We start from the raw sequence: 24,586 nt of genomic DNA, 5'->3' as shown, positions 1-24,586 counted from the left end.
AAGGCATATCTTGGTGCGTCTTTTTTGTTTTCAGAAAATAGAGGTGAGCGCATGTCACTGCAGGATCAGTGTATTTTGCCAGCGATACGCAAGATGAAGGATTTAGAGAAGTTGATGAAGTCGTCGTACACCTATATCGTATTGCTCGACAGTCATATTGGTCAGCTCAAAAGCATTGTCGATCTCGGCAGATCCCACGGGAAGAAACTGCTGCTGCATGCGGATTTGATCGAGGGGCTGAAAAACGACGAGTTCGCCGCTGAATTTCTGTGTCAAAGCATTCGCCCTGCGGGGATCATTTCGACGCGTGGTAATGTCATTACCAAGACAAGGCAGAACGGCCTGATCGCAATTCAACGGCTTTTTCTGCTGGATAGCTCGGCGCTTGATAAAAGCTACACCCTGCTCGAACGCACGCAGCCGGACTACATCGAGGTTATGCCTGGTGTTATTCCACACATCATTAAAGAGGTGAAGGAGCGGTCCGGTATTCCGATTTTTGCAGGGGGCCTGATTCGTTCTGTAGATGATGTGGAGCAGGCACTTGCGGCAGGCGCGACAGCGGTGACGACCTCGAACCATGAGCTGTGGCAGCATTATGATGGCGCCAAAAGGAGGCAAACGTAAACATGACAACGACGGGATCCAAGCCCTCATATATTCTTTCCCTCGATCAGGGGACTACAAGTTCTAGAGCGATTTTATTTGATCAAAAAGGGAGTATTATCCACACCGCTCAGCAGGAGTTTAAGCAGTATTTTCCGAAGCCAGGCTGGGTGGAGCATGATGCAAACGAAATTTGGCTGTCGATCCAAAGTGTGATCGCGACACTTCTGTCCGAGACCGGGGTGCAGCCTGCGGAGATTGCGGGAATTGGCATTACGAACCAGCGGGAAACGGCGGTTGTGTGGGATCGGCATACGGGCATGCCCGTGTACCACGCGATCGTGTGGCAGTCGCGGCAGACGGCTGACATTTGTGAGGAGCTGAAAGCTCAAGGGCTCAGCGACCTGTTCCGGGAGCGGACGGGGCTGTTGATTGATGCGTATTTTTCGGCGACTAAAATCAAATGGATTCTCGACCACGTCGATGGCGCCAGAGCCAAGGCGGAGCAGGGGGATTTGCTCTTTGGCACGATGGATACGTGGATCATATGGAAATTGACCGGTGGTAAGGCGCACGTCACGGATTACTCCAACGCTTCACGGACGCTCATCTACAACATTCACGAGCTGAAATGGGATGAGGAGCTGATGGGGCATTTGGACATTCCTGCAGCGATGCTGCCGGAGGTACGGTCGTCGTCCGAGGTGTACGGGTATACGCAGGAAAGCCTATTCTTCGGTGCGGCGATTCCGATTGCAGGCGCGGCAGGCGATCAGCAAGCGGCACTATTCGGTCAAGCCTGTTTTGAAAAAGGTATGGCCAAAAACACCTACGGCACCGGCTGCTTCATGCTGATGAACACAGGGAATCATGCGATTCCATCGCGCAGCGGCCTTTTGACAACCATCGCTTGGGGATTGAACGGGAAAGTGGAGTATGCGCTGGAAGGCAGCATTTTCGTGGCGGGATCGGCAATCCAGTGGCTGCGAGATGGGCTGCGCATGATCAAATCCGCGAAGGATTCAGAGGAATATGCTAAACGGGTCGTATCGACCGATGGTGTGTACGTGGTTCCAGCTTTTGTCGGGCTAGGGACGCCGTATTGGGACAGCGATGTGCGGGGCGCGGTTTTTGGGCTGACACGGGGGACGTCGAAGGAACATTTTATCCGGGCAACGTTGGAATCCCTCGCGTATCAGACGAAAGATGTGCTGCAGGCGATGGAGGACGATTCGGGCATTGAGCTTACGAAGCTGCGGGTGGATGGCGGTGTCGTGAAGAATGACTTCCTCATGCAGTTCCAAAGCGACATGCTGGGCGTCACAGTTGAGCGTCCGGTGATCAACGAGACGACAGCGCTTGGGGCGGCATACTTGGCCGGTCTCGCGGTTGGCTTCTGGCAGGATCAGGCGGAAATTGCGGCGCAGTGGCAGGTGGATCGGGCTTTTGAACAGGAAATGGAAGCCGATTTGCAAGAAAAGTTATATGGCGGATGGAAAAAGGCGGTAAATGCCGCGATCGCTTTTAAATAATGGCATACAGTGTTATACTACACCTAACAAGTTCATACTCGGTTGGAGACTAGGAGAAACCACAGCGGACCTAAACGTGCAAACGTGATAGGTGTGTTGTGGTTTTTTCATTTTCAGAAAAAAGGGAGAGATTAGCATGATAACAGTGGAGAAACAGGCTGAAAAACATAAAGGGACAAATCAACATACAGCAAAAGACCAATATAAAGAGTTTAACGGATTAAAAAGGAGAGAGACGCTTGAGGCGATGGCGCAGCAGCACTTCGATGTGATTGTGATCGGCGGCGGGATTACCGGCGCAGGTATTGCCCTGGACGCGCAGAGTCGCGGGCTTCGCACGGCGTTGATTGAGATGCAGGATTTCGCATCGGGGACGTCAAGTCGCTCGACGAAATTGGTGCATGGCGGATTACGCTATCTGAAGCAGCTGGACGTGAAGGTTGTGGCGGAAGTGGGCAAAGAGCGGGCGATTGTGTACGAAAATGGACCGCATGTGACGACGCCGGAGTGGATGCTGCTGCCTTTTTATAAAGGCGGGACGTTCGGTAAATTGTCCACATCTCTCGGCTTGCGGGTGTACGATTTCTTGGCGGGTGTTAAGCGCTCGGAAAGACGCAAGATGTTCAACCCCGCGGTGACGTTGCAGCATGAGCCTTTGCTTCGGAAGAAGGATCTCAAGGGCGGCGGCTACTATGTGGAGTATCGGACTGACGATGCGCGGTTAACGATCGAGGTTATGAAAAAAGCGGTGGAGCTTGGCGCATTGGCGGTGAATTACGCGAAGGTGGAAGAGCTGATCGTGAAGGATGGCACGTTGGTCGGGGTGCGGGTTGTGGATCAGTTGGTTGGAGCTGGGGGCAAAGAAGAAGCGGGGGATTTAAAAGATCAACCAACCTCCTACACGCTGTATGCGAGCAAAATCGTGAATGCGGCGGGGCCGTGGGTAGACACACTTCGTGAGATGGACCACTCCAAGCAGGGCAAAACCTTGCATTTGACCAAGGGTGTTCATTTGGTTTTTGATCAGAGCCGGTTCCCGTTGGGGCAGGCGATCTATTTCGATACACCGGACGGGCGGATGGTGTTTGCGATTCCGCGCGATGGCAAAACCTATGTCGGCACGACGGACACGAACTACAAAGGGGATATCGCGAATCCCCGTATTACTGTGGCCGATCGCGCCTACGTGCTGCACGCCGCGAACGAAATGTTTCCGTCCCTCGGGTTGACCGAGGCTGACGTCGAGTCGAGCTGGACCGGGCTGCGCCCGCTGATCCATCAGGAGGGCAAAGACCCATCCGAGATTTCGCGTCGCGACGAAATCTTCGTGTCGGGGTCCGGCCTCATTTCGATGGCCGGGGGCAAGTTGACCGGCTACCGCAAAATGGCGGAGTCGGTCGTGAACCAGATCGCCGCCCTGCTGGCGGCGGAGGGCAAGGTCTCGGCGGCGCTCCCGCCGAGCCGCACCCGTACGCTGCCGATATCCGGCGGCGATGTGGGCGGCTCCGCGCAGCTGGCGCCGTTCTTGCGCAGCAAGGTCAGCCAAGGCCTGCGGCTGGGGCTGACCGAGCCAGAGGCGATGCTGCTCGCGCAGCGATACGGGTCCAACGTGGACACCGTATTCGCGCTGCTGGAACAGCATCGGGGTGAAGCCGAGCGGCGGGGCATGCCTGCCGCGGTGCTCGCTGCGCTCGTGTACGCGATCGAGCGCGAGATGGTCGTGAAGCCGGCGGATTTCTTCATCCGCCGGACGGGCGCACTCTTCTTCGACATCGCGTGGGCAAGGCAGTGGAAGGCTGCGGCGACGGCCTTCCTGGCGGAGCGCTTCGGCTGGAGCGAAGCGCAAACAGCGGCTTATGCGGCCGAGCTGGAGCAGCTGCTCCATGAGGCGGTGCATCCGCTGGAGGCTTAATCCTAGCCTAACAGTTGAGCTCGGATCTGGGCTCATCAAGAAGATAAGGCAACTGAAGTTGCTTATTCTCTTGAGCGCCAGCTGTACTGAATGGGTAAGCAAGCTAGGAGTGCTTATTCATGGAAAACCTGCTATGAATCCAGCTAATTTGGCCTGAAAAGCACATGTGGTGGGCTTATGTGACGGTCTATCATTCTTTTTGAATAAATAAGTAAGCTTAGAATGCTTATTCAAAATAGCGTAATCGAAATCCAATAAGACCGTATCCTCAGAATAGGATGCGGTTTTATTTTGTGTAACCCTACGAAGGCCGCTTTGATATCTCGCTTACAGGCCGTTGCAGCCCTGTTTTTACCGTTCCCTCCCTTGACAACCCACTCCCCCTCACACTAAAATGTATTAAAATACATATTAGTGCATAAATATACGAAAGCGGTGATATTCTTGCAGCACCTACTATCCCTCAAAGAACTCGACAAAGCTACTTTGCTCTCCATCATTCATAGAGGTATTGAGATCAAAAACAACCCAAATGCCTACCACCATCACGGTGAGCGCAAAGGGCTGCTCATGCTTTTTCAGAAATCATCAACCCGAACGGCGCTGTCCTTTCAGTCAGGGATCCATCAACTGGGCGGCTATGCGGTGAATATGGATTGGGATGCTAGTAATTTCAGTCTCTCACCAATTAAATACGAGGTTCGTTATGCCTCGAGGAACTGCGATGTGATTATGGCGAGGCTCAAAAAGCATGCGGATTTGCTTGAATTAGCCACCTATTCGCAGGTGCCTGTGATCAATGGGTGCTGTGAGAAGTATCATCCGTGCCAAGCGCTAGCTGATTTAATGACGATCTATGAAGTTAAAGGCACCTTTGAGGGGGTAACCTTGGCCTACGTTGGCATACATAATAACGTTGTGAATTCACTGGTTGCAGGCTGTATGACGCTAGGCGTAAAGCTGTTGCTAGTCACACCGATCATCAATGAGGCATCTTGGGATGGGGGTCTTATGGAAGAAGCCTACCAAAGTGGTTACATTGAAAATGTGAAAACGTTGCCTGAAGCTATGGAGCGGACGGATTTTATTTATACGGATACGTGGATTGATATGGAGTTTTACAACGACGCAAATTACCAAGAAGAGAAAAATAAACGAATTGACATCATGATGCCGTATCAAATTAATAGTGAAAGTTTAAAGGGGTATTCACCCTATATCATGCATGATATGCCGATTCATCCGGGCTTCGAAATCGCGGAAGATGTTATTGAATCTGAGAACGCGATCATTTATCAACAAGCAGAGAATCGCATGCATGTCCAGAAAAGCCTTTTACTACACCTGCTAAACGCATAACCGAAAGGAGCACATCACTATGACGCTCACCACACTGCTCGCCTTCGCCCTTGTCTCACTAGGCATGGTATGTTCTCCTGGCCCTAACATGATCTATTTAATCTCGCGCTCGATTACGCAAGGGCGAAAAGCAGGGATTATTTCGCTTTTTGGTATCGTTCTGGCTTTCCTTGTTTACATCGTGACCACGATGCTAGGGCTTTCTGCGCTATTTATGGCGGCGCCGTACGTGTTCGATGCTGTGAAGCTAGCTGGCGCGGCTTATTTACTTTGGCTGGCCTGGCAGGCTGTTAGGCCTGGCGCCAGATCAGTTCTTACCCCGCGGGATCTCCCGGTGGATCCTCCTAAAAAGTTATTTCTGATGGGCTTTATGACGAATCTGCTCAATCCGAAAGCCGCGGTACTCTATGTATCACTGCTGCCTCAGTTCGAAGATCCAGCTAAAGGCTCCTTATTCCTGCAAAGTGCGACGCTTGGACTCACGCAAATTACGGTGAGTTTTACGGTAAATCTCTTGATCGTGCTAACAGCAAGTCATATCGCCAGATGGTTCGGTACGCGTCCGAAATGGCTGCAGATCCAGCGTTGGCTGATGGGAACGGTGCTGACGGGCTTGGCTGTACGATTGGCTTTCGAGCGGAGGCAATAATGAGGGGAGTTACGAACGGACTCCTCTAAGGTAGTTTTCCCCCTGCAGCTTGAGACTCTCTCAATTCCGCATATATGTAGTATTTCCGCGCCTGTACTTATATTTCCCATTGCTACAGGCGTAGAAATCGTGATTCCCTAATAGTCACCCCACCTATTTCCCAGTCCACATATCGGACACATAGCCTTTATCAAAGAATGTTTTAGGCAAATAGAAGTAGCCGTGATCCCCCCAGCTTGTCCCCCAAGAGTTGCGAACAATCGCGTACAAAGCGTCCCCGATTTTCTTGTAACCAACCGCTAGGACAGCATGTCCACCTAGAAGCTGTTCGCCATGCTTAGGAAGAGAAACCATTCCTGTTGCGGCGACGGCCGCAGATTCAAAGCTGGCATACACGGAAATTCCCAACACGACCGGGCTACCAGCCGCAAGGGCTGCCTGCATCGAAGTGAAGTCCGTCACGCGATGGTACTCACTAATTTTAAACGCGCGTGCATCGGTTTCAGCTTTGGTGGATGGTGGCAGTGTAAATTTACTAATGTCGTACGGATAATCGGTTTCCGGAGCACAGCCCAGCGTTTGCAGCACCTTCATACCATCCCGGATGTACGCGCCAGAGTCATTATTAACTGTTCCTTCCATACTGCGTTCATGCCAGTACAGATAAAGACGACTCAATCGGGTTAATGGCTTCCCAGCTTGTAGTTCAAGGTATTCGCCTAAACCTGAAGCAATGGCGTTGGCTGTACAGCTTCCCAGTTGGCCCTGATCTACGACAGGAGAAAGTTTCGGACGTAGATCTACACTGGCTGGTAGTGTTGTTGCATCGGTATGGTTATGGTGGAAAATGAGATCACGCAGGTCTTCTAAATCTTGTTTCAATCGATAGATCATTTGAGACATCGAACAACATCTCCTTTTTTCTACTACTATATGAATCTGTGGTACAAGCGGTAACGGCCAATGAGGATAAGCTGTTAGTAGAGATAAAAATATAAAAAGACCGGCAGCGGATCGCTGGGGTCTTAAGATGCTAATTCTATCATGATGATAGATTCAATTTGATTTCATTTTGAAAAATTCAATCACAAACGCTCTGAAATGAATCGCCGCCTGCGAGAGATAATGCTTGCGATTCCAGGCAATCCCGAAGGTGCGATGGCAGTACGGTTCGGTTATTTGCAGCTGCACAGTGTCAGGGTTGGAAGCTCTACCGCCTAGGGAGAGAGGCAGGGTGAAGGTGATACCGAGTCCCATTTCTACCAAAGTTTGAATGGCACTGACCTCCTCAAGCTCAAAGGCAATCTGAGGCTCAAAGCCCGCCTGACGACAGAAGCCGTCGGTAATTTCTCGGAAATTCGATCGCGAGGAGAGGGAAATGAAGGGCTCATTAGCAGCTTCAATTAGCGAAATGCTCGTTCTGGAGGCAAATCGGTGCCCCTTCGGCACGGTCAAACAAAGCTCCTCTTCGACAAGGGTCAGCCATTCAATATCAGGGCCGGTCACGGGTGTAGAGGAGATGCAGAAGTCGATTTCGGCATTCTCAAGATCATTCCGCATTTCTAGGGCAGAGCCCAATTGGCGTTGGATGACTTTGACGTGCGGATGCACGGTCAGGAATTGTTTGAGCAGGTTCGGCAGTACATAAGGCAATGTGACGAAAAGAGAGACGGTGCCATGCTCGAGGCCAGCCATATCTTGGATTTCACGCTCGCCTTCTTTGAGCTCCAGGAAGGCTTGTTCGACGCGGCGCAGATACGTTTTCCCAAAGGCATTTAATTTGACGTGCCGGCCTTGGCGCTCGAATAGCGGGATGCCCAGCCTCTTTTCGAGACGTTGAATGGCGTTGCTAAGGGAAGGCTGCGAAACGTTCAGCTCTTTGGCAGCTTGGGTCATATGCTCCAGGCGTGCGACAGTTTGAAAATAATGAAGCTGTAAGAATTCCATGCTGAATCCTCGCTTTACTTATAGCTTTGATGTGATCATTTTATCATGAAATATGTATTATACTTAATTGATTTTCCCTCTTATACTAGTTCAACGTAGAGATAGAAAATGGCGTAGAGAATGGAGTGCCGTATGTTGACGAGGGAACGAATTTGGACGAAGAATTTTGTCGTTGTGTGTATGAGCAGCTTTTTCATGTTTCTCACTTTTTATATACTTGCTACCGCATTTCCGCTTTATGTGAAGGATAGCCTGCACGGAAGCCAGCAGCAGATGGGGCTGTCGATTACGATTTATGTCATTGGGGGCGTGTTGGTGAGGCCTTTCTCGGGGCAATGGGTGGATCGTTATGGGAAAAAGAAAATGGCCATCATTGGAATGGTCATTTTCTTATTGGCTTGCCTTAGCTATTTCAGTGCGAAGGGAATGTTCCTATTTCTAGTGATTCGTCTCATTCACGGCATGAGCTATGCCATTGCGTCGACGGCGACGAGCACGATTGCATCGTCACTCGTACCGAATTCACGTCAAGGAACAGGCATGGGCTACTTCAGCATGTTCATGAGCGTAGGAATGGTTATTGGGCCGGCGATGGGTCTCTTTTTATGGAGGGATAAGAACATTCATGTCTTGTTAGCGGCCATTTGTGTGATTGCGGCCCTCTCGTTACTATTCACATTGGGTATGCGTGTGCCTAAGACTACACAGGAAGTCGTGCAGCCGGTCGCGCCTGTGAAACACGTGAAACAACGTCTGCGTTGGAGTGATTTTATCGAGCTTAAGGCGTTGCCAATTTCAGTGGTCGGCTTTATTTTGGCTTTTGCCTATAGCTCATTATCTGGATTTATCTCCTCATTTACGATTGAAATTCATCAAACACAGGTTGCAGGTACGTTCTTTGTTGTATTTGCGCTGATGATCGTGGCATTCCGCCCGCTGATTGGGAAAGTTTTCGACACGTATAACGAGCATTTTCTGTACTATCCAGGGATCGTGTTGTTCGCGGTGGGGATGCTGCTATTAAGTCAGGCGAACTCCGGGACGATGGTTTTGGTGGCAGGTGTCATTATGGGACTTGGTTATGGGGCGCTGCTGCCTTGTTTTCAGGCTTTAGCGATGAAGCTGGCCCCTGAACACCGCAGAGGGAGTGCAACGGGGACGTTTTTCCTATTATTTGACCTAGGGTATGGCATTGGGTCGTATGTGATGGGATTCATCGCGTCCGTAGCCGATTATCGGATGATGTATGTGGTTGCAGGGCTTGTTCCCTTGCTATCCGCAGCGCTCTACTATGTGCTGCACCATCGCCCGCGCGCGAAGCTGGCGGTTCCTAAGCAGAATGCGAAGTTGGTCTAAAAATAACTGTTAGATGGAGAGTCTCTCAGCGGGTGCTGAGGGGCTCTTTTTGCTTACACGATATGGCATAAATAAAAGGGATTAGTTCACAATAACCATGTTCGAGAAATGCAGAAATGCTTACAGAGGAGAAGATACATTCATGAAACGCAGATTTCTACTATTCACGTTACTTGTTACGATGGTTGTGTCAACCGCTTGGATGCCGACGCAGGCCCATGCTGCTGGCAAAGAGCCTGGTATCGCGGCGTGCTGGTCGCCTTCTAAGGTCAAGCTTCAGAATGATCTAAGAAAGCTATGGATGGACCATGTGCTTTGGACGAGAAGCTACATTGTCAGTGCCCTTGCAGGATTGGAGGATCAGAAGGACGTGTTGGCTAGACTGCTGCAAAACCAGCAGGATATTGGGAACGCGATCAAGCCTTTTTATGGCGAGGCCGCGGGTAATAAGCTGGCTGACCTTTTAAGAGAACATATCCTTCTCGCAGGAAGTGTCATCGACGCGGCCAAGAGCGGTAATCAAGCCGATTTAGCCAAATATAATAAAGAATGGCACCGGAACGCGGACGACATCTCTAAGTTTCTAAGCGGGGCGAATCCGAATTGGTCAATGAAATCCCAGCAGGACATGCTGTACACACACTTACAGCTGGTTACCGACCAAGTCGTTGCGAGACTTAAAAAGGATTGGAAGGCCGATATCCTCGCCTATGATAAAAATGAGGACCATATGATCATGTATGCGGATATGCTGGCTGATGGGATTATCAAGCAGTTTCCTGATAAGTTTAAATGAACGGAAAAATGTAAGCTGATACCTGATTCGTCGGGTGTCAGCTTCTTTGCGTTACGGTAACGGTGCGCGGAACCGTGCGGGCGTGCTATAATCGTGCCATATGAACGAGAGGAGAGAAAATGCCGAACGTTGTCGGCTTTTCAGACCATATGGATATCAAAGAGCTCTTATCTTATTTTACTGAAGCGAATCTCATGCTGCTGCTGGACAAGTATCGTTCTCTCGGTCCGTTGCCGGGGCTGCTGCTCCCTTTCCTGAAATCATTCATTCCACCGCTCCCGACCATGGTGATTATCAGCGTGAATGCGGCTGTGTATGGACTGTGGCTCGGTTTTCTCTACTCTTGGATTGGCATCGTGTGCGGTTGTTTGGTCACGTTTGCGATTGTGAAAAAGGTGGCTGCCCACCCTTATCTCGTACGCTGGTCGCAGAAGCCTAACGTGCAAAAAAGCCTCAACTGGGCTCGTCGTCAAGCTTTCAATTATGTGTTTATACTAAGTCTGTTCCCGCTTGGCCCCTTTGTCGTCATCAATATGGCGGCAGGGCTGGTACGGATGCGTTTCCGCTCCTTCTTAGTGGCGGTTGCGGCGGGAAAAGCAGTGATGGTCATGTCCGTGAGCTTCATAGGTTACGACCTAAAGCGGTTCGTGGACAAACCTTATGAACTTCTGTATGTAGCCTTATTCATTGCTATTTCGCTGGTGATTAGCAAACGAGTGGAAAAACGGTTTATGTGAGATGTGAGATTAGACGATGACCCCGCCTCTAGCGCTGGACGTACCTATTTTTGTGTAGGTAGCGAAGCCATAGCTAGGGTTGGGGTCATTTTATTTTAATATTGTAGGTAAAATGAAGGGGCATCGCTTCTCTATGGGCACGAAGTGAGTAGATGTGGTGAAATAACTGGATTTCATGTAGTTAAAATTGCGGGAAATTCGAAGTAGGGACAAATAACTGGAAAATGTACAGCTAATTTCGTGCTTTTGGACCTGAAATTGGAAATCCGGGGATATTAGATGGAGGTTTTCCATCTAGATTAGCGAAAAGGGCATAAATGGGGGAAATAGATGTAGGAAATCCATTTAGGTTGGGTGAGATGAAGCGCAACACTAGTATCATGCCCAACCCGACCCCAACCCCAACCCGACCCCGAACCCGACCCCGAACCCGACCCCAACCCCAGCACCAAAACGCCAACTCCAGTACCAACCGCAACCCCAACACTAGTATCAGCACGAGCGCCACCAAACGAGTGAGAAAACACTAGCGCCAGCACACCAGCACCATTATTCATCTACCCACCGCCATACCCGTACTTCACGCGCCAACCCAGCTGTCTTCCTCCCACTGCTCCCATTGGATAAATCCAGTGTATTGCTCTTAAAAGTAGCCAGAATTTGACTTTGATTGGATAAATCCAGTCGGATTTATCATTTTACGCTCTTTTTGACCGATTGCGGGTCATTCGAATGGATAAATCCAATGTAGCTGGTGATTTTGGTCTGTTTTTTTGAAATCTGCTGTATTTGTCCAATGGAGCTTATGCATATTGCCGTGTACGCACATCTGGCTTTGGGTCATTAATAGCTTCGAGCATATCGTGCTCTAGCTGGGCCCCCGCAGCTCGTATCTTCACCTCTAACCCAGAAAAGATCCTTACCTTACTTCGAAGGTAGCCCAACTTGCTCCTCGCTCCAAGCCCAGAGCTGACGAGCCAGCGCCTCGTCCTTTGCTCTGGCGGACACAGGCGCAATTTTCCGCCTGTAGTAGTACTCGCCGCTGACCGTCCTAACGTCCGGGCTCGTGGCCAAGTACACCGCCGTATCCGCGCCCTGCGCCGGCGTCAAGAAAAACGGCCGCACCATCGCGAGGACGGCCTTGCCAAAGCCGGTGTCGCGATCGACACCGATGTTCGTGCCCACGGCTCCAGGGTGGAGCGAGTTGGCCGTGGCTGAAGTGCCCGCGAGCCGCTTCGCGAGCTCGCGCGTGAACAGGATATTCGCCAGCTTCGACTGGGCGTATCCGTTCCAGACCCGGAACCCTCGCTGCAGGTGAGGGTTCGCCCAGTCGATGCGCCCGATTTTGTGGGCGCCTGAGGAAACATTAACGATCCGCCCCTGCGGAGCGCGGATCACAGCATCCAGCAGAAGCTGGGTCAGCAGGAAATGGCCGAGATGGTTAACACCCATCATGCTCTCGAAGCCATCTGCTGTAGTCCGCCTCTTCAAGGTGACGACACCGGCGTTGTTCACGAGCACATCAAGCACGTTGTGCTTAGCCAGAAACGCCGCAGCAAAAGCCCGAATGCTCGCTAACGATGCGAGGTCGCACAGCATGAGCTCGATGCGTTCGGAGCTGCTTTGATGGCGCGCTTCTACGAGCGCCTGCTCGCCGCGCTCCCGGCTGCGGCAGAGCATGACGACATGGGCGCCTTCTTTTGCCAGAGCCACCGTGGTGGCAAGGCCCATACCCGAGTTGGCCCCGGTAACGAGAACTGTTTGATTTTGCATAGCGGAATGCCTCCTTTTATTTCCAGTATAGCGGAAGGGGTGAATCTTCGCATACATTCCTATGCGTGCGTGGGATTCTGCCGATTTTTCTAAATGTGGTAAAATAGAGAGAAGAGTAGTTCAGCAGGTTACGAGTTGTGAAAGTGAGGAGCGAGTGCAGATGGAAGCCAAAAAAGCTGCAGCAGAATTAGCGATAGATGCTATCCAAGATGGGATGATTGTCGGTTTGGGCACAGGGTCGACGGCCTATTGGGCGATACAGGGGATTGGGGCACGGGTACAAAATGGCCTGCGCATCCAGGCAGTTGCCACATCGGTAGTCTCGGAAAACCTAGCAAAGGAGCTGGGAATTCCGCTTATTCCTTTTGCAGATATCTCAGAAATTGATGTCACGATAGATGGCGCAGACGAAGTTGATCAAGCTTGGCACCTCATTAAAGGTGGCGGAGGCGCGCTGCTGCGAGAGAAAATCGTGGCATATTCGAGTAAAAAGCTAATCATTGTCGTGGATGAGAGTAAAATCGTACAACGACTTGGTGCCTTCCCTCTACCTGTAGAGGTTGTGAAGTTTGGCTATGAACTGACGGTCAACAAGTTGCGTGCGCTAGGCTGTGAGCCCAAAGTCAGGGTTTCCGAAGGTAACCCGTATGTAACAGACAATGGAAATTATATCGTCGATTGCCATTTCAAGAGCATTTCGAACCCAGCGGAGCTTCACCAAGCGATCAACGGGATTCCAGGTGTGGTGGAGAATGGGCTTTTTATCGGGATGGCGAGTCAGGTCATCGTTGGGTATAAGAATGGTTCGGTGGTGAGGCCTGCGAAAAAGCAAGAGTCGAATGAAGAGTTGCGAGCTCATTTGAAAATGCTTCTCTCAAAAATAAAGCCGGATTCTGATCATCACGATGGAATTGATCTTGGTATTACCGGAGACGAATTGATTTGAGGATATCAGCTCATGGAGATTAGATTTGATTAGACTTTGATACACAGGCTAGTCTCCCTTTACTACGTGACAAAAGAGCCGTTTAACAAGTAATCATTACTTGCTGAACGACTCTTTTTGCTAAAAAGCAGTTGAGTTAGCCTACACCAACGGCTCCATCCCGCGCTCGATCCAATCTTCCCGTGTCGGACCGTAAATATCTGGAACGCGCAGCCCTGCTTGTCGCATCAAGACGATCATTTCACCCCGGTGGTGAATCTCATGGGATAGGAAGATCCGCAGTGTAAGCCCGTTGAGCCATTGTTCACCGTACATGTCGCTGCTTTCAGACAGCTTCGCGTCAGTCCACTGTGACTGAATTGCGTCGATAGCGGCCGCAGCGGAGGTGCGGTAGGTGTCTGCGATCGTTAAAGCGGAAGCGGGAGCATGTTCCTCGCCTTCAGGAGCTGCAAATTCGAGGCCTGTACGCGAAATCATTTCGTGGATCGTCGTGCCGATATGCCAGCCGAGTTGGCCAAGCGAGCGGAGCTCGGGCGTGATTTTTTGGGCGAGTGAAGCATCTGTCAGGGTATCCATCACGCGCTGAGTGGTTTTGGATTCATTCGTGTATTCGGTTACAAAATCCGCAATCGTTCTAAACATGGGGGTGGTCCTCCTCAAGGTTTTTCGCCAGAAAACTGGCGCAGTGAGCATGCGATGTGTAAAAGTAGTCCTGCTGTCTCTTTCGCAGCCTTATTCGCTCATTATAGACAAACATCACTGACAACAGTTTGTCAGTGATTCGAATACGGATCAACATATTTTCTCTCGTTATCTTTTATTATGATTTTAATCTACGAGAGTTGCTTGGAACAATATTTTTTACATATTTCAACAGATTATTGGCTTACTTGGTCTATATAGGCAAAATTTCCTATGACAAACAGGGAGATATCAGCTATTATTGGAATAGTTTACCTTGGATAAAAAAGAGAGGGGATCACAAATAGGGCGTCGGATTTGACGTCAATTAACTTTATTTGAATAAAATAGTGAATTCTTCACGGAGCCTTCCTAACAGGCCTTTTCGGACTGTGTGTTGCGTTTATAATACAAACAAGGAGTTGCGAATAAACATGATTAAAAGAAAAATGTTCTTATTTCTACTAACTTTTATAGTGGCCTTATGTCCTACTTATGTTGCTTTAGCGGATAATACTGTCTTGCAAAACCAAGCTGTTGATGGTGGGGTTATTAATCAAAATATTACGTTTATTGATCTTAGTTCAGATCACTGGGCGTATCAAGCCATATCTGATATGAATAAGCGGGGATTCATCAATGGTTATGATGATAAATCATTTAAACCAGCCAATCCGATTACAAGACAAGAGTTTGCCAAGCTAATTGCAACCTCATTTTACTTGGATTTACCTTCACAGACCGCAGCGACTTTTGCTGATGTCCAGTCTGATCTGTGGTCCTATAAATACGTTGAAGCGGCCAAAGACTACTTAACGGGATATTACCCTCCCAAAGGGAAAGCCTTTTTCAGCCCTGATACAAATGCGACTAGAGAAGATGTGGCGGTAGCTTTAGTTAAGGTACTAGGGTTTACACAAAAGGATTTGCAGGATCCCGATATCTTGTCCTATAAATTTAGGGATATTGATCAGATCTCATACAATCTGAGAGATTATGTAGCTATTGCTACAGAGAAAAGTCTCATTAATGGTTACGATGATGGCACGTTCCGCCCTGAGCAGCCAATTACGAGAGCGGAAGTGGCTTCACTCCTGTATCGTTGTATCAAGTCATCCTCTGGTGATCAAACCAATGGCCCTACGCTCAAAGCAAGCGTGCCCGTTAACACAACGGATGGCACCTATTATGTATCCGGCCAGACGGATAAAAATGCAAAAGTCATGATTAATGATGAAGAAGCACAGGTAGATGAAAATGGGCAATTCAGAGAAGGTTTCAAACTAGATAAAGAAGGCACTTACAATATTGTAATTACAGCGAAGTGGTCGAATGGGAAGTCTAATTCCATAACTAAGAAAATTAAATTTGAGATGCCGGGGCCGACTTTAACCGTTGATGACTTGCCAGATACTACGGACATAAATACGGTTAGTGTTTCAGGATCGGTACAAGACGAAAATGGACGAACTCCAACGGTTTATTTGAATGATAAGAAAATTAGTACCGGATATAGTTATTTTTCAGCGACTGCCAACCTAGTGGAAGGCGAGAACACATTAGTGTTTAAAGCAACCAACAGCAATGGCAAAACGACGACGATTACCAAACAAATTACATACTCCGATAATGGTCCGTCCCTGAAAATAGATGATATTCCAGATACAACGAGTCTTAGTACGGTTTCTGTTTCAGGTACTGTGCAAGATAAGAATGATGACCAACCTATAGTTCAATTAAATAATGTGAAAATCAGCAATGGATATTCTTACTTCTCTAAGACGGTTGACCTTCAAGAAGGAGAGAATATACTCGTATTTAAAGCGATAAATAAGCTTGGTAAAGTAACCACGATTACGAAGAGAATTACATGGACGGCGGGCGGTCCCGCATTAAAAATTGATGATCTACCCGAGGTTGTAACCAATCAATCGTTGAGTGTTTCAGGTACGGTATCTGATAAGAATGATTCGAATCCCATTGTCAGACTGAATAATGAAAAAATCAGCAATGGGTACTCTTATTTTTCTAAAACGATTACCTTAAAAGAAGGGGCTAATACCCTTGTTTTTGAAGCAACCAACAGTGTAGGCAAGAAAACAACGATCACGAAGACCGTTACTTTGAAAGTGAATGGGCCTGTATTAAGAGTGAATGACCTACCTGACTCTGTGACGAAGAGTTCATTGGATGTTTCAGGTACAGTAAGTGATATTAACGATTCATTCCCAGTTGTGTATTTAAATAACGTGAAAATCAGCAATGGCTATTCCTATTTTAGCAAGACGATCACATTGCAATTAGGTGCCAATGACCTGGTATTCAAAGCTACCAATAGCATTGGTGGAACGACAACAGTAACGAAGAGCGTCTACTACGGGAATTAAGAAGACCCTGAAGAATGACGAAGTAGGCAGCTTTAAAAACGCTATTCTCCAGCTTTACAGCGGGGGTAGCGTTTTTTAGTTTACTGAGCTATGAAGTTGAATACAGATCAACAATTTGCTGAGCTTTCTCTTTAATCACGGCCGCAACGTGCGCAGGCTCGACAACTCGGAGGTTCGGACCATAGCCGAGCAACATACCGTGCAGCCAAGGCTCATCGGGTTGCGTAGCTTTGACCAACAGCGTTCCGTCAGGCTGCAGAGTCACTTGCTCAGGGCGGAAATAGTCCTCAATCTGTGCGCGCACATTGGGCTGAGCGATGAGTACCAGCTGAATGAGACTAGAAGGGTCTCTTTTGCCCCATTGATGATCGAGCTTCTCGATGGTTTCTTGTTTGCGCTCGAACGTTTGTGACAGCACGTTGATTTCGTGCATGCGAGATAACCGAAAAACCCGGAAGTCCTCGCGCAGCAAGCAGTATCCGTACAAATACCAACCGAACCCTTTGACGACGATGCCCATAGGCTCGACCGTACGGGTGGAGGATTCGCTCTGCGAGGAGAGGTAAGAGAAGGAGACCAGCTTGGTCTCACGAACCGCTGTGCGAAGCACCGTAAGCTGCTCTTGATTCTGATGGCCGCTGCGCCATGGATTGATATCAATGATCAGTTGGTTGTTGAGATGATCGACAGTAGGCTTCTCTGATTTGGCGACGAGTGCACCGACTTTATCCAGCAGCCCGCTGATTTCCTGCTCACCGACGGTAGCACGAATGCCCTTGAGGCCGATGATGATGGACTGGAGCTCCTCCAAGGACAAGAACTGACGGTCGAGCCGATATTGGTCCATGATTTCATAGCCACCGCTCAGACCCGCGTAGGAAACGACGGGAATACCAGCTTGGTTAATAGCTTCTACGTCCCGATATATGGTGCGCATGGACACCTCGAATCGCTCGGAGAGCTCCTTTGCGCTTATGCGTCGACGATTCAGCAGCAGCATGGTGATGGCCAGTAAACGATCTATTTTCAAAAAAGAAGCACCTCATTAATCCAATAATGTTCTCTTATCTATTCGATTTCAGAGAAGGAAATCCCTTTGCTGCGATCGTTGCCAGCAGGTTAGTGGGAAACGCCATCTGCTAGAAGGTATAACCGCAAGTCTAGGGAATAAGTGTAGCATGAATGATGGAAGGGTGGCGGTGCAAGGTGACATTACGTTCAGAAGAATGGTTGGCAGAAGCGGATGTGCTCTCTCTTCAACAAGCAATGGAACGTCAGGAACTCAGTTCGGTCGACTTGGTTACCTATTATACCCAGCGGATTGCAGCTTATAATCCCACGATTCATGCGGTACTAGAGCTAAATCCAGATGCATTGGAGATTGCAGAAGCGCTAGATCGGGAGCGCCAGACTGGAGGGAGTCGCGGGCCTCTGCATGGGATTCCTATTTTGCTCAAAGACAATATACAGACGGCCGATCGGATGCACACAAGTGCGGGTTCGGTTTGTTTAGCGGAGCACGTGGCGACCGAGGATGCTTATATAGCTGCGAAGCTGCGTGAGGCTGGAGCCGTGCTGCTTGGCAAAGCCAATATGACGGAATGGGCCAATTTCATGGCCGTGGCGATGCCGTCAGGCTATAGCTCAAGAGGCGGGCAGGTGGTGAACCCTTATGGGCCCGGTGTGTTTGAAGTGGGCGGTTCCAGCTCGGGTTCTGGTGCGGCGGTTGCAGCGGGTTTTGCGGCGGGAGCAATTGGCACCGAGACGTCAGGGTCGATCGTCAATCCAGCGGGTCACAATAGCTTAGTGGGTCTGAAGCCGACGATCGGATTGCTAAGCCGTTCAGGCATTATCCCGCTTTCTAGCTCCCAAGATACACCAGGTCCGATGACGCGCTCAGTAAGTGATACGGCTGTGCTATTAGGTGCGATGACGGGTGTAGATGCTCAGGATGCGCATAGTCAGGCCAGCGATGGCCAGGGACATCGAGATTATACGCCATTTCTTGACCGCGAAGGCCTTCAACAAGCCAGAATAGGTATTCCGCGCTGGTATTATCAGCATTTGGACGAGGAAGAACGACAGCTTGCTGAGCAAGCTATTCAGGTTTTGCGTGATGAGGGTGCGATTGTCATCGATGGCGTGATGCTGCCTTGCCAAGAAGCGGTGTGGGACTACAATGTGCTGCTCTATGAGTTCAAAAGAGATCTCAATGCGTACCTGCAGAAGCTGGATCCATCCTTACCAGTTCACTCCTTGCAGGAGGTGATCGCCTTCAACGAGTCGCATGCCGAGCAGGCGCTGGTGTATGGGCAAGATACGCTGAGATGGGCAGCAGATAAGAACGGAACGCTCACAGAGGAGGCGTATCTGGCGAGTTTACACAAGTACAGGGAGCTCACGAGGTCGCAGGGAATCGATCATGCGCTTAAGGAGCATCAGTTAGATGCGCTGTTCTTCCCTCGGGATGAAGGGTATGATCTGGCTGCTCGTGCAGGCTATCCCCTATTGATCGTACCCGCAGGTTACACAAGTAAGGGGCCTAGGGGCGTCATGTTCGCGGCGAGTGCGTTCAGTGAGCCGATGCTCATTAAGCTGGCGTACGCGTTTGAGCAGGCCACCCAGCACCGCGAACCGCCAATTATGTAACAATCCCTCGCATACCCCATGGAAAAATTTGAAATAATAAACCGAAATCAATTCCATGATGGGAAGTGCGACCAATGATTCGGTTTAGAAAAAGAGTTAACAACATGCTGCGGATGGCAGCAATCTGTATCATTCTGGGCGGAGGCTTGTCTTTAAGCGGACCTGCAGAAGCTTTTAACGAGGCTGTTCCACCACCGTCATCTTCTTCACAGCTAACACCCCCTCAAAGCGGGCAAGGGCAGCTGATCCAAACGCGTGAAATCGACGTCACAGGTGATGGCAAAGCCGACATGGTTTCGCTCGTTGGTTTGAAATCGGACATGAACAGTCCGTATTATGACAGGCTGTTTATTTCCGTCGTAGGCCAAGGGCAGGCACAGGTTGTGATTCCGCTGGAGGGCGGCTATAATCCACGGATGGATTTTTGTGATTTTATCCACGACAAGATGCCTCAGATCTATGTGACCTATGATACAGGAGGTAGCGGTGGTTTCACTTCTAATTACATCTACTCGCTGAAAAATAATGTACCCACGCAGATTCCGATGCCGGAACCGCTCCATGTGAATGCGACCTTTAAGAATAACTATAAGGTGAAGATGAAAATCCAGGAGACCGGCAAAGCGTTCATTCTCGATATCGCGGATCGCAAGGAAGCTTATGAGCAGTTCGGCATCTACAACCAAGGGAAGCTTGTGAAGCCGATTATCGTGAATGTCGATGCCTACAGCTTATTGAAGCCTGTTGATGTGAAAAAGGATGGCTTCTGTGAGCTGAAGGGTGTTCAGCGAATTACGGGTATCGCCAATGCGGACACGCTAGGCTACGTCACTTCGTTATGGAAATGGCACAAGGGCAAGTGGCAGCTGAAAGAAGCAGCCGTCGTCCAGACTTTGAAGACGAGCCTGATGCGTGTACCGCGTCCGGAAGACGAGGACTAGTAGACGTGAAAAAGACCGCTCTTACACGGAGTTGACTCCAAGTAGGTGCGGTCTTTATCTTATTTTGAGCAGATGATGACGTTCAAATGCCGTTAAGCCCAGTTCCCATTGCGGAATAGCGGCTGACGTGTACCGTCGGCTGTAATGCCGTCAATGGCCATCTCCGGCGAACCGATCATGAAGTCCACGTGGATTAAGCTTTTGTTATAGCCATTCGAGGCAAGCTCTTCCTCATTCATTGCCGTTCCACCCTCGATGGTGAACGGGTAGGAATTGCCAAGCGCGACGTGGCAGGAAGCATTTTCGTCAAAAAGAGTGTTGTAATAGATAAGGCCAGACTGTGAAATTGGTGAGTCATAAGGTACGAGTGCCACTTCACCCAAATAACGAGCGCCTTCATCCATGTTCAACATGTTGTCCAGCACTTCTTGACCCACTTCTGCTTTCGCTTCGACGACGCGGCCATCTTTGAAAGTGAGGGAGAAGCCGTCGATCAACGAGCCTTGGTAGCTTAGCGGCAACGTGCTGCGAACGGTTCCGTTCGTGCCGTTACGGGCTGGCATCGTGAACACTTCTTCCGTTGGGATGTTCGGTACGAAGAAAATGCCCTTCTCAGACTCGCTGCCTGCGGCAACCCATTGATGCTTCTGTGCTAGCTCTATGTACAGGTCGGTGCCTGGTGCTTGGAAATGAAGTTGTTTAAACTTTTTGTCGTTCAGCAGATTCTGCTTCGCCGTCAATGTGCCGATATGTTCTTTCCATGCCGCCACTGGATCTGCTTGATCTGCGCGTGTGAGTTTGAAAATTTGCTCCCATAGCTGGTTAATCCGCTCGGACTCGCTCAGATTCGGGAATACCTTCGCTGACCATTCCGGTGTTGGGTAGGAAACCATCAACCAGTTAACTTTATTGCTGCGTGTATAGTTCAGGTAGCCGGCACGAGCCGTTGCTGCTGCTTTGCTGGACATCGCGACGCGAGCGGGATCAATGTCTTTGAGCAAATCCGAGTTCGGTGCATAAATAGACAGGAACGCTGCACCTTCCTTGGCCATCTCCTCCATGCCGGCTGCACGCCAAGCAGGGTAGGTCCGAAGGGTATCTTCGGGGGCATTCTTCAGTCGTAGCGCCTTCACGACATCGTCGTCCCAGTCTACGACAACATCCTTAGCGCCAGCGTCATAGGCTTTCTGCGCGAGCTTTCGAACGAAGTCCGCACACGCAATTGGCGTTGTGATGACGACCGTTTGGTCCTTTTGTACATTTAATCCTACACGTATTGCAAGCTCTGCATATTGATCTAAGTAATGCTCGAATGATTCCATCTCATTGGCTCCTTTATATTTGAGTACCATTTAGTGTATGATAGAAAATAAAACTTTAACCCGTGGGAGAAAGGCTGGGCACATATGGAAACGAAAAACGCGGAAGCTAACGTAAGCACGCCATCGAATTTCATTAAGAACATTGTAAACGAAGATTTGAAATCAGGCAAAGTCAGTCAGGTCGTGACCCGATTTCCCCCGGAGCCGAACGGTTACCTTCATATAGGACATGCGAAGTCCATTTGTCTCAATTTCGAGCTAGCGGATGAATTTAAAGGCAGAACGAACCTGCGATTCGACGATACGAATCCGGTTAAGGAAGATACCGAGTACGTGGAATCCATCAAGGCGGATGTCGCTTGGCTTGGTTTTGAGTGGGATGGCCTGTTCTTCGCATCGGATTATTTCGAGGAAATGTACAATCGTGCGCTAGTGCTGATTCGCAAAGGCTTGGCCTTCGTGGATGATCAAACCGCTGACGAAATCCGTGAAACGCGTGGAACATTGACGCAGCCGGGCACGAACAGTCCTCACCGTGATCGCACGGTGGAAGAGAATTTAGCGCTATTTGAGCGGATGCGTGCAGGCGAGTTTAAGGACGGGGAGCGGGTGCTTCGCGCCAAAATCGATATGTCGTCACCGAATATCAACTTCCGTGATCCGATCATTTACCGTGTCGTGCATGCACATCATCATAACACTGGGGACGCATGGTGCATCTATCCGATGTATGCGTACGCGCACCCGTTGGAGGATGCGATCGAGGGCGTAACGCACTCCATTTGTACCCTAGAATTTGAAGATCAACGTCCATTCTATGACTGGGTTATTCGTGAGTGTGAGATGCCGAATGTGCCGAGACAGTATGAATTTGCACGCTTGAACTTAACCAATACCGTGATGAGCAAAAGAAAGCTGAAACAACTCGTCGACGAGAAAGCCGTTGACGGTTGGGACGATCCGCGGATGCCGACCATCTCTGGTCTTCGCCGCAGAGGCTACACAGCCGAATCGATCCGCAATTTCGCGCGCGAAATCGGCGTAGCTCGCAGCTACAGCGTTGTCGATGCGAAAATGCTCGATCACTTCATTCGCGAGGATTTGAAGCTGAAGGCGCTGCGCACGATGGGCGTGCTGAATCCGCTCAAAGTCGTCATCACTAACTATCCCGAGGATCAAGTGGAGATGCTGGAAGCGGAGAACAACTCCGAGAATCCGGAGATGGGCAATCGCATGATTCCATTCTCCCGCGAGATCTACATCGAGCAAGACGATTTTATGGAAAATCCGCCGAACAAATATTTCCGCCTTTTCCCTGGCAACGAAGTGCGTTTGAAAAACGCCTACTTCATCAAGTGCAACGACTTCATCAAGGATGAGGATGGCAACGTAGTTGAGTTGCATTGCACCTATGATGTGGAGACGAAGAGCGGTAGCGGCTTCACTGGCCGCAAAGTTAAAGGCACCATCCACTGGGTGGATGCGAAAAGTGCTGTACCGGCGGAGTTCCGCTTGTATGAGCCTTTGATCTTGGATGATGAGGAAGGCGAAGAGGGAGCATCGTTCCTTGAGAACTTGAACCCGAATTCCTTGCAAATCGTGCAAGGCTTCGTCGAAGACAACATGAAGAGCGCGAACCCGCATGACAAGTTCCAGTTCTTCCGCCACGGTTACTTCAACGTGGATCCGAAGTACACAACCCCAGATCATCTGGTGTTCAACTTGATCGTGTCGTTGAAAAGCTCGTTCGTGCTGTAACGAACGAATCGTGCGGTGCACACCCCCTAGCTGATGCTGGGGGGTGTTTTGTTTGAGGCGCCTCGGGGAGAAGCGGAGCATTCGCAGGAATTTAGCCGCACGAGGGAGCGTAGTGGGAAAAGGATGCATAATCGCAGATATTTAGAGGCATGGGGGAGTCTACTGGAAAAGGAATGCATAATCGCAGATACTCGCTGAACGCAAGAGCAGGATAGCGCTGGTCTATCACGAATAGTGAAGATAAGTAAGAATTAGTGATAGTTAGGAGTTCTATGTAATTTTGAATTTTTTAAGGGATTCATGAAAATGAAAACCTGAAAGATAGGAGATTCGAATGGATCAACCTACGGATTGGTCAAGGGAAGAATCGGATAAAAGGGAACGTATTCGAGTAGGGGTAAAAGCAATAGCAATTGCTGTAATTGTAGTAGGACTGATTTTAAGTATAGGCATTTATATGTTATTCAGTCAAGCAATTAATATGTTATCTGGCATGTGCTCAAACGATATCCTGTCTGAACATAGCCAGCCAGATGGTGATTATAAACTAGTTGTGTTTGAAAGGAATTGTGGAGCGACTACAGCTTATAGCTATCATCTTTCGCTTATTAAAGCTAATTCCGATCTAAAGAACCAAGGTGGCAATAAATTCGTTTCGAAAGAAAACTTTGTAGCCTTTTGGGAGAATGACAAATCAATTTTCATTCACGCTAGAGCAAATGATGGATTCGAACGGGAAACAAGCTATAAAGGTATACAAATCCGCTACGCTAACTAAAAAATGCTCTCCAGCTTTCGCTAGAGAGCGTCTTTTTGACCCAATTAACCAATAATAGCATAAGCAGCAACCCGGGCCGGAACCGTGCGTGTACGGAATAAGACACCGTTAGCATTGAAGGTACGGATGATTAGTGTACGGTTCGTTGGTGTAAAGATGTTGTTAAATACAGCTGTGCCAAAGCTGTCGAATCGAACAGCAGCAATGAAAATTCCACCGAGGGTACGCGCTTCGCAAACAAAGCCAGTTGTATTGAAAGGAACACCTGCGTTGTTTACCCAGAGGACAGTGAATCTAGATAGTCGTTGTGTGGGTTTGATACTTTTTGGCAGCGTATAAAGTGCTTTGCCTTGACCTTTATCAAGTTTGGTAGGACGAAGAAGTTTAGTAGGCATGCGTTTCACCTCCTTTCGTTGCTATCTGCTATAGTAAATGCTAGAAAAGCATTGCCCGATAG

At 49.3% G+C, this 24,586-nt stretch carries 20 protein-coding genes and 1 pseudogene; 14 read left to right on the top strand and 7 right to left on the bottom strand.

Annotated features, from left to right (window positions below):
* The first annotated feature begins 51 nt into the window (after positions 1-51).
* The 5 genes from A8709_RS04670 (at position 52) to A8709_RS04650 (ending at position 6,058) form a co-directional block, all read left to right on the top strand.
* Complete coding sequence (locus A8709_RS04670) at positions 52-627, top strand: glycerol-3-phosphate responsive antiterminator (protein WP_065851018.1); 576 nt, start codon at positions 52-54, stop codon at positions 625-627.
* A gap of 2 nt (positions 628-629) precedes the next feature.
* Positions 630-2,138 carry a glycerol kinase GlpK gene (gene glpK / locus A8709_RS04665; RefSeq protein ID WP_065851017.1) on the top strand — a complete coding sequence of 503 codons (1,509 nt, stop codon included), beginning with the start codon at positions 630-632 and terminating at the stop codon, positions 2,136-2,138.
* Positions 2,139-2,385: 247 nt separating this feature from the next.
* Entirely contained in the window at positions 2,386-4,050 is a 1,665-nt protein-coding gene (locus tag A8709_RS04660) for a glycerol-3-phosphate dehydrogenase/oxidase (protein ID WP_065851253.1), read from the top strand.
* 444 nt (positions 4,051-4,494) lie between these two features.
* Positions 4,495-5,409 carry a Rossmann-fold NAD(P)-binding domain-containing protein gene (locus A8709_RS04655; protein ID WP_084224672.1) on the top strand — a complete coding sequence of 305 codons (915 nt, stop codon included), beginning with the start codon at positions 4,495-4,497 and terminating at the stop codon, positions 5,407-5,409.
* A 19-nt stretch (positions 5,410-5,428) separates the two neighbouring features.
* Positions 5,429-6,058 (top strand): LysE family translocator, encoded by a 630-nt coding sequence (locus A8709_RS04650; RefSeq protein ID WP_065851016.1) that lies wholly within the window; start codon positions 5,429-5,431, stop codon positions 6,056-6,058.
* Positions 6,059-6,211: 153 nt separating this feature from the next.
* On the opposite strand, the gene A8709_RS04645 is transcribed toward A8709_RS04650, so the two are convergent.
* Both A8709_RS04645 and A8709_RS04640 read right to left on the bottom strand, forming a co-directional pair.
* The gene (locus tag A8709_RS04645; RefSeq protein WP_084224671.1) at positions 6,212-6,961 is read right to left on the bottom strand and encodes a C1 family peptidase; all 750 of its coding nucleotides are present in this window, start codon (positions 6,959-6,961) and stop codon (positions 6,212-6,214) included.
* Between the two features lie 153 nt (positions 6,962-7,114).
* Positions 7,115-8,005 carry a LysR family transcriptional regulator gene (locus A8709_RS04640; RefSeq protein ID WP_065851015.1) on the bottom strand — a complete coding sequence of 297 codons (891 nt, stop codon included), beginning with the start codon at positions 8,003-8,005 and terminating at the stop codon, positions 7,115-7,117.
* Between the two features lie 132 nt (positions 8,006-8,137).
* On the opposite strand from A8709_RS04640, the gene A8709_RS04635 reads away from it, so the two are divergent.
* The 3 genes from A8709_RS04635 to A8709_RS04625 all read left to right on the top strand — a co-directional run bounded on the left by A8709_RS04635 (position 8,138) and on the right by A8709_RS04625 (position 10,894).
* A complete protein-coding gene (locus A8709_RS04635; RefSeq protein ID WP_208607639.1) occupies positions 8,138-9,361 on the top strand; it encodes an MFS transporter in 1,224 nt (407 codons plus the stop codon).
* Between the two features lie 142 nt (positions 9,362-9,503).
* Positions 9,504-10,157 (top strand): glycosyltransferase, encoded by a 654-nt coding sequence (locus A8709_RS04630; RefSeq protein ID WP_065851013.1) that lies wholly within the window; start codon positions 9,504-9,506, stop codon positions 10,155-10,157.
* A gap of 119 nt (positions 10,158-10,276) precedes the next feature.
* Complete coding sequence (locus tag A8709_RS04625) at positions 10,277-10,894, top strand: TVP38/TMEM64 family protein (protein ID WP_425262307.1); 618 nt, start codon at positions 10,277-10,279, stop codon at positions 10,892-10,894.
* Between the two features lie 924 nt (positions 10,895-11,818).
* Here the strand turns inward: A8709_RS04625 and A8709_RS04620 are convergent.
* Positions 11,819-12,667, bottom strand: coding sequence for an SDR family oxidoreductase (locus A8709_RS04620; protein ID WP_065851012.1), 849 nt, complete (start codon positions 12,665-12,667; stop codon positions 11,819-11,821).
* A 160-nt stretch (positions 12,668-12,827) separates the two neighbouring features.
* On the opposite strand from A8709_RS04620, the pseudogene rpiA reads away from it, so the two are divergent.
* Positions 12,828-13,478: pseudogene (gene rpiA, locus A8709_RS04615) on the top strand (ribose-5-phosphate isomerase RpiA); the annotation flags it as partial.
* A 276-nt stretch (positions 13,479-13,754) separates the two neighbouring features.
* Here the strand turns inward: rpiA and A8709_RS04610 are convergent.
* Positions 13,755-14,273 carry a DinB family protein gene (locus A8709_RS04610; protein WP_341833412.1) on the bottom strand — a complete coding sequence of 173 codons (519 nt, stop codon included), beginning with the start codon at positions 14,271-14,273 and terminating at the stop codon, positions 13,755-13,757.
* 455 nt (positions 14,274-14,728) lie between these two features.
* Here A8709_RS04610 and A8709_RS04605 point away from each other — a divergent pair, with 455 nt between their 5' ends.
* On the top strand, positions 14,729-16,681 hold the full coding sequence (locus tag A8709_RS04605) for an S-layer homology domain-containing protein (RefSeq protein ID WP_084224670.1): 1,953 nt from the start codon (positions 14,729-14,731) through the stop codon (positions 16,679-16,681).
* Between the two features lie 88 nt (positions 16,682-16,769).
* Here the strand turns inward: A8709_RS04605 and A8709_RS04600 are convergent, their stop codons facing one another.
* Positions 16,770-17,711, bottom strand: coding sequence for a helix-turn-helix transcriptional regulator (locus A8709_RS04600; protein WP_065851009.1), 942 nt, complete (start codon positions 17,709-17,711; stop codon positions 16,770-16,772).
* A gap of 176 nt (positions 17,712-17,887) precedes the next feature.
* Between A8709_RS04600 and A8709_RS04595 the strand changes: the two genes are divergently transcribed.
* Together A8709_RS04595 and A8709_RS04590 are read left to right on the top strand one after the other, a co-directional pair.
* Positions 17,888-19,330 carry an amidase family protein gene (locus tag A8709_RS04595; protein ID WP_065851008.1) on the top strand — a complete coding sequence of 481 codons (1,443 nt, stop codon included), beginning with the start codon at positions 17,888-17,890 and terminating at the stop codon, positions 19,328-19,330.
* Between the two features lie 74 nt (positions 19,331-19,404).
* Entirely contained in the window at positions 19,405-20,271 is an 867-nt protein-coding gene (locus A8709_RS04590) for a hypothetical protein (RefSeq protein WP_141692427.1), read from the top strand.
* Positions 20,272-20,363: 92 nt separating this feature from the next.
* Here A8709_RS04590 and A8709_RS04585 read toward each other — a convergent pair whose 3' ends face one another.
* Positions 20,364-21,593 carry an aminopeptidase gene (locus A8709_RS04585; RefSeq protein WP_065851006.1) on the bottom strand — a complete coding sequence of 410 codons (1,230 nt, stop codon included), beginning with the start codon at positions 21,591-21,593 and terminating at the stop codon, positions 20,364-20,366.
* A gap of 84 nt (positions 21,594-21,677) precedes the next feature.
* Between A8709_RS04585 and A8709_RS04580 the strand changes: the two genes are divergently transcribed.
* Complete coding sequence (locus A8709_RS04580; RefSeq protein WP_065851005.1) at positions 21,678-23,351, top strand: glutamine--tRNA ligase/YqeY domain fusion protein; 1,674 nt, start codon at positions 21,678-21,680, stop codon at positions 23,349-23,351.
* A 334-nt stretch (positions 23,352-23,685) separates the two neighbouring features.
* The gene (locus A8709_RS04575; RefSeq protein WP_065851004.1) at positions 23,686-24,129 is read left to right on the top strand and encodes a DUF5412 family protein; all 444 of its coding nucleotides are present in this window, start codon (positions 23,686-23,688) and stop codon (positions 24,127-24,129) included.
* 44 nt (positions 24,130-24,173) lie between these two features.
* Here A8709_RS04575 and A8709_RS04570 read toward each other — a convergent pair whose 3' ends face one another.
* Positions 24,174-24,524 carry a hypothetical protein gene (locus A8709_RS04570; RefSeq protein ID WP_065851003.1) on the bottom strand — a complete coding sequence of 117 codons (351 nt, stop codon included), beginning with the start codon at positions 24,522-24,524 and terminating at the stop codon, positions 24,174-24,176.
* Positions 24,525-24,586: the final 62 nt, after the last annotated feature.

The sequence above is a fragment of the Paenibacillus pectinilyticus genome, from assembly GCF_001700435.1.
In the GTDB taxonomy this organism is placed as follows: Bacteria; Bacillota; Bacilli; order Paenibacillales; family NBRC-103111; genus Paenibacillus_E; species Paenibacillus_E pectinilyticus.
This window is presented reverse-complemented; position numbering and strand designations above follow the sequence as displayed.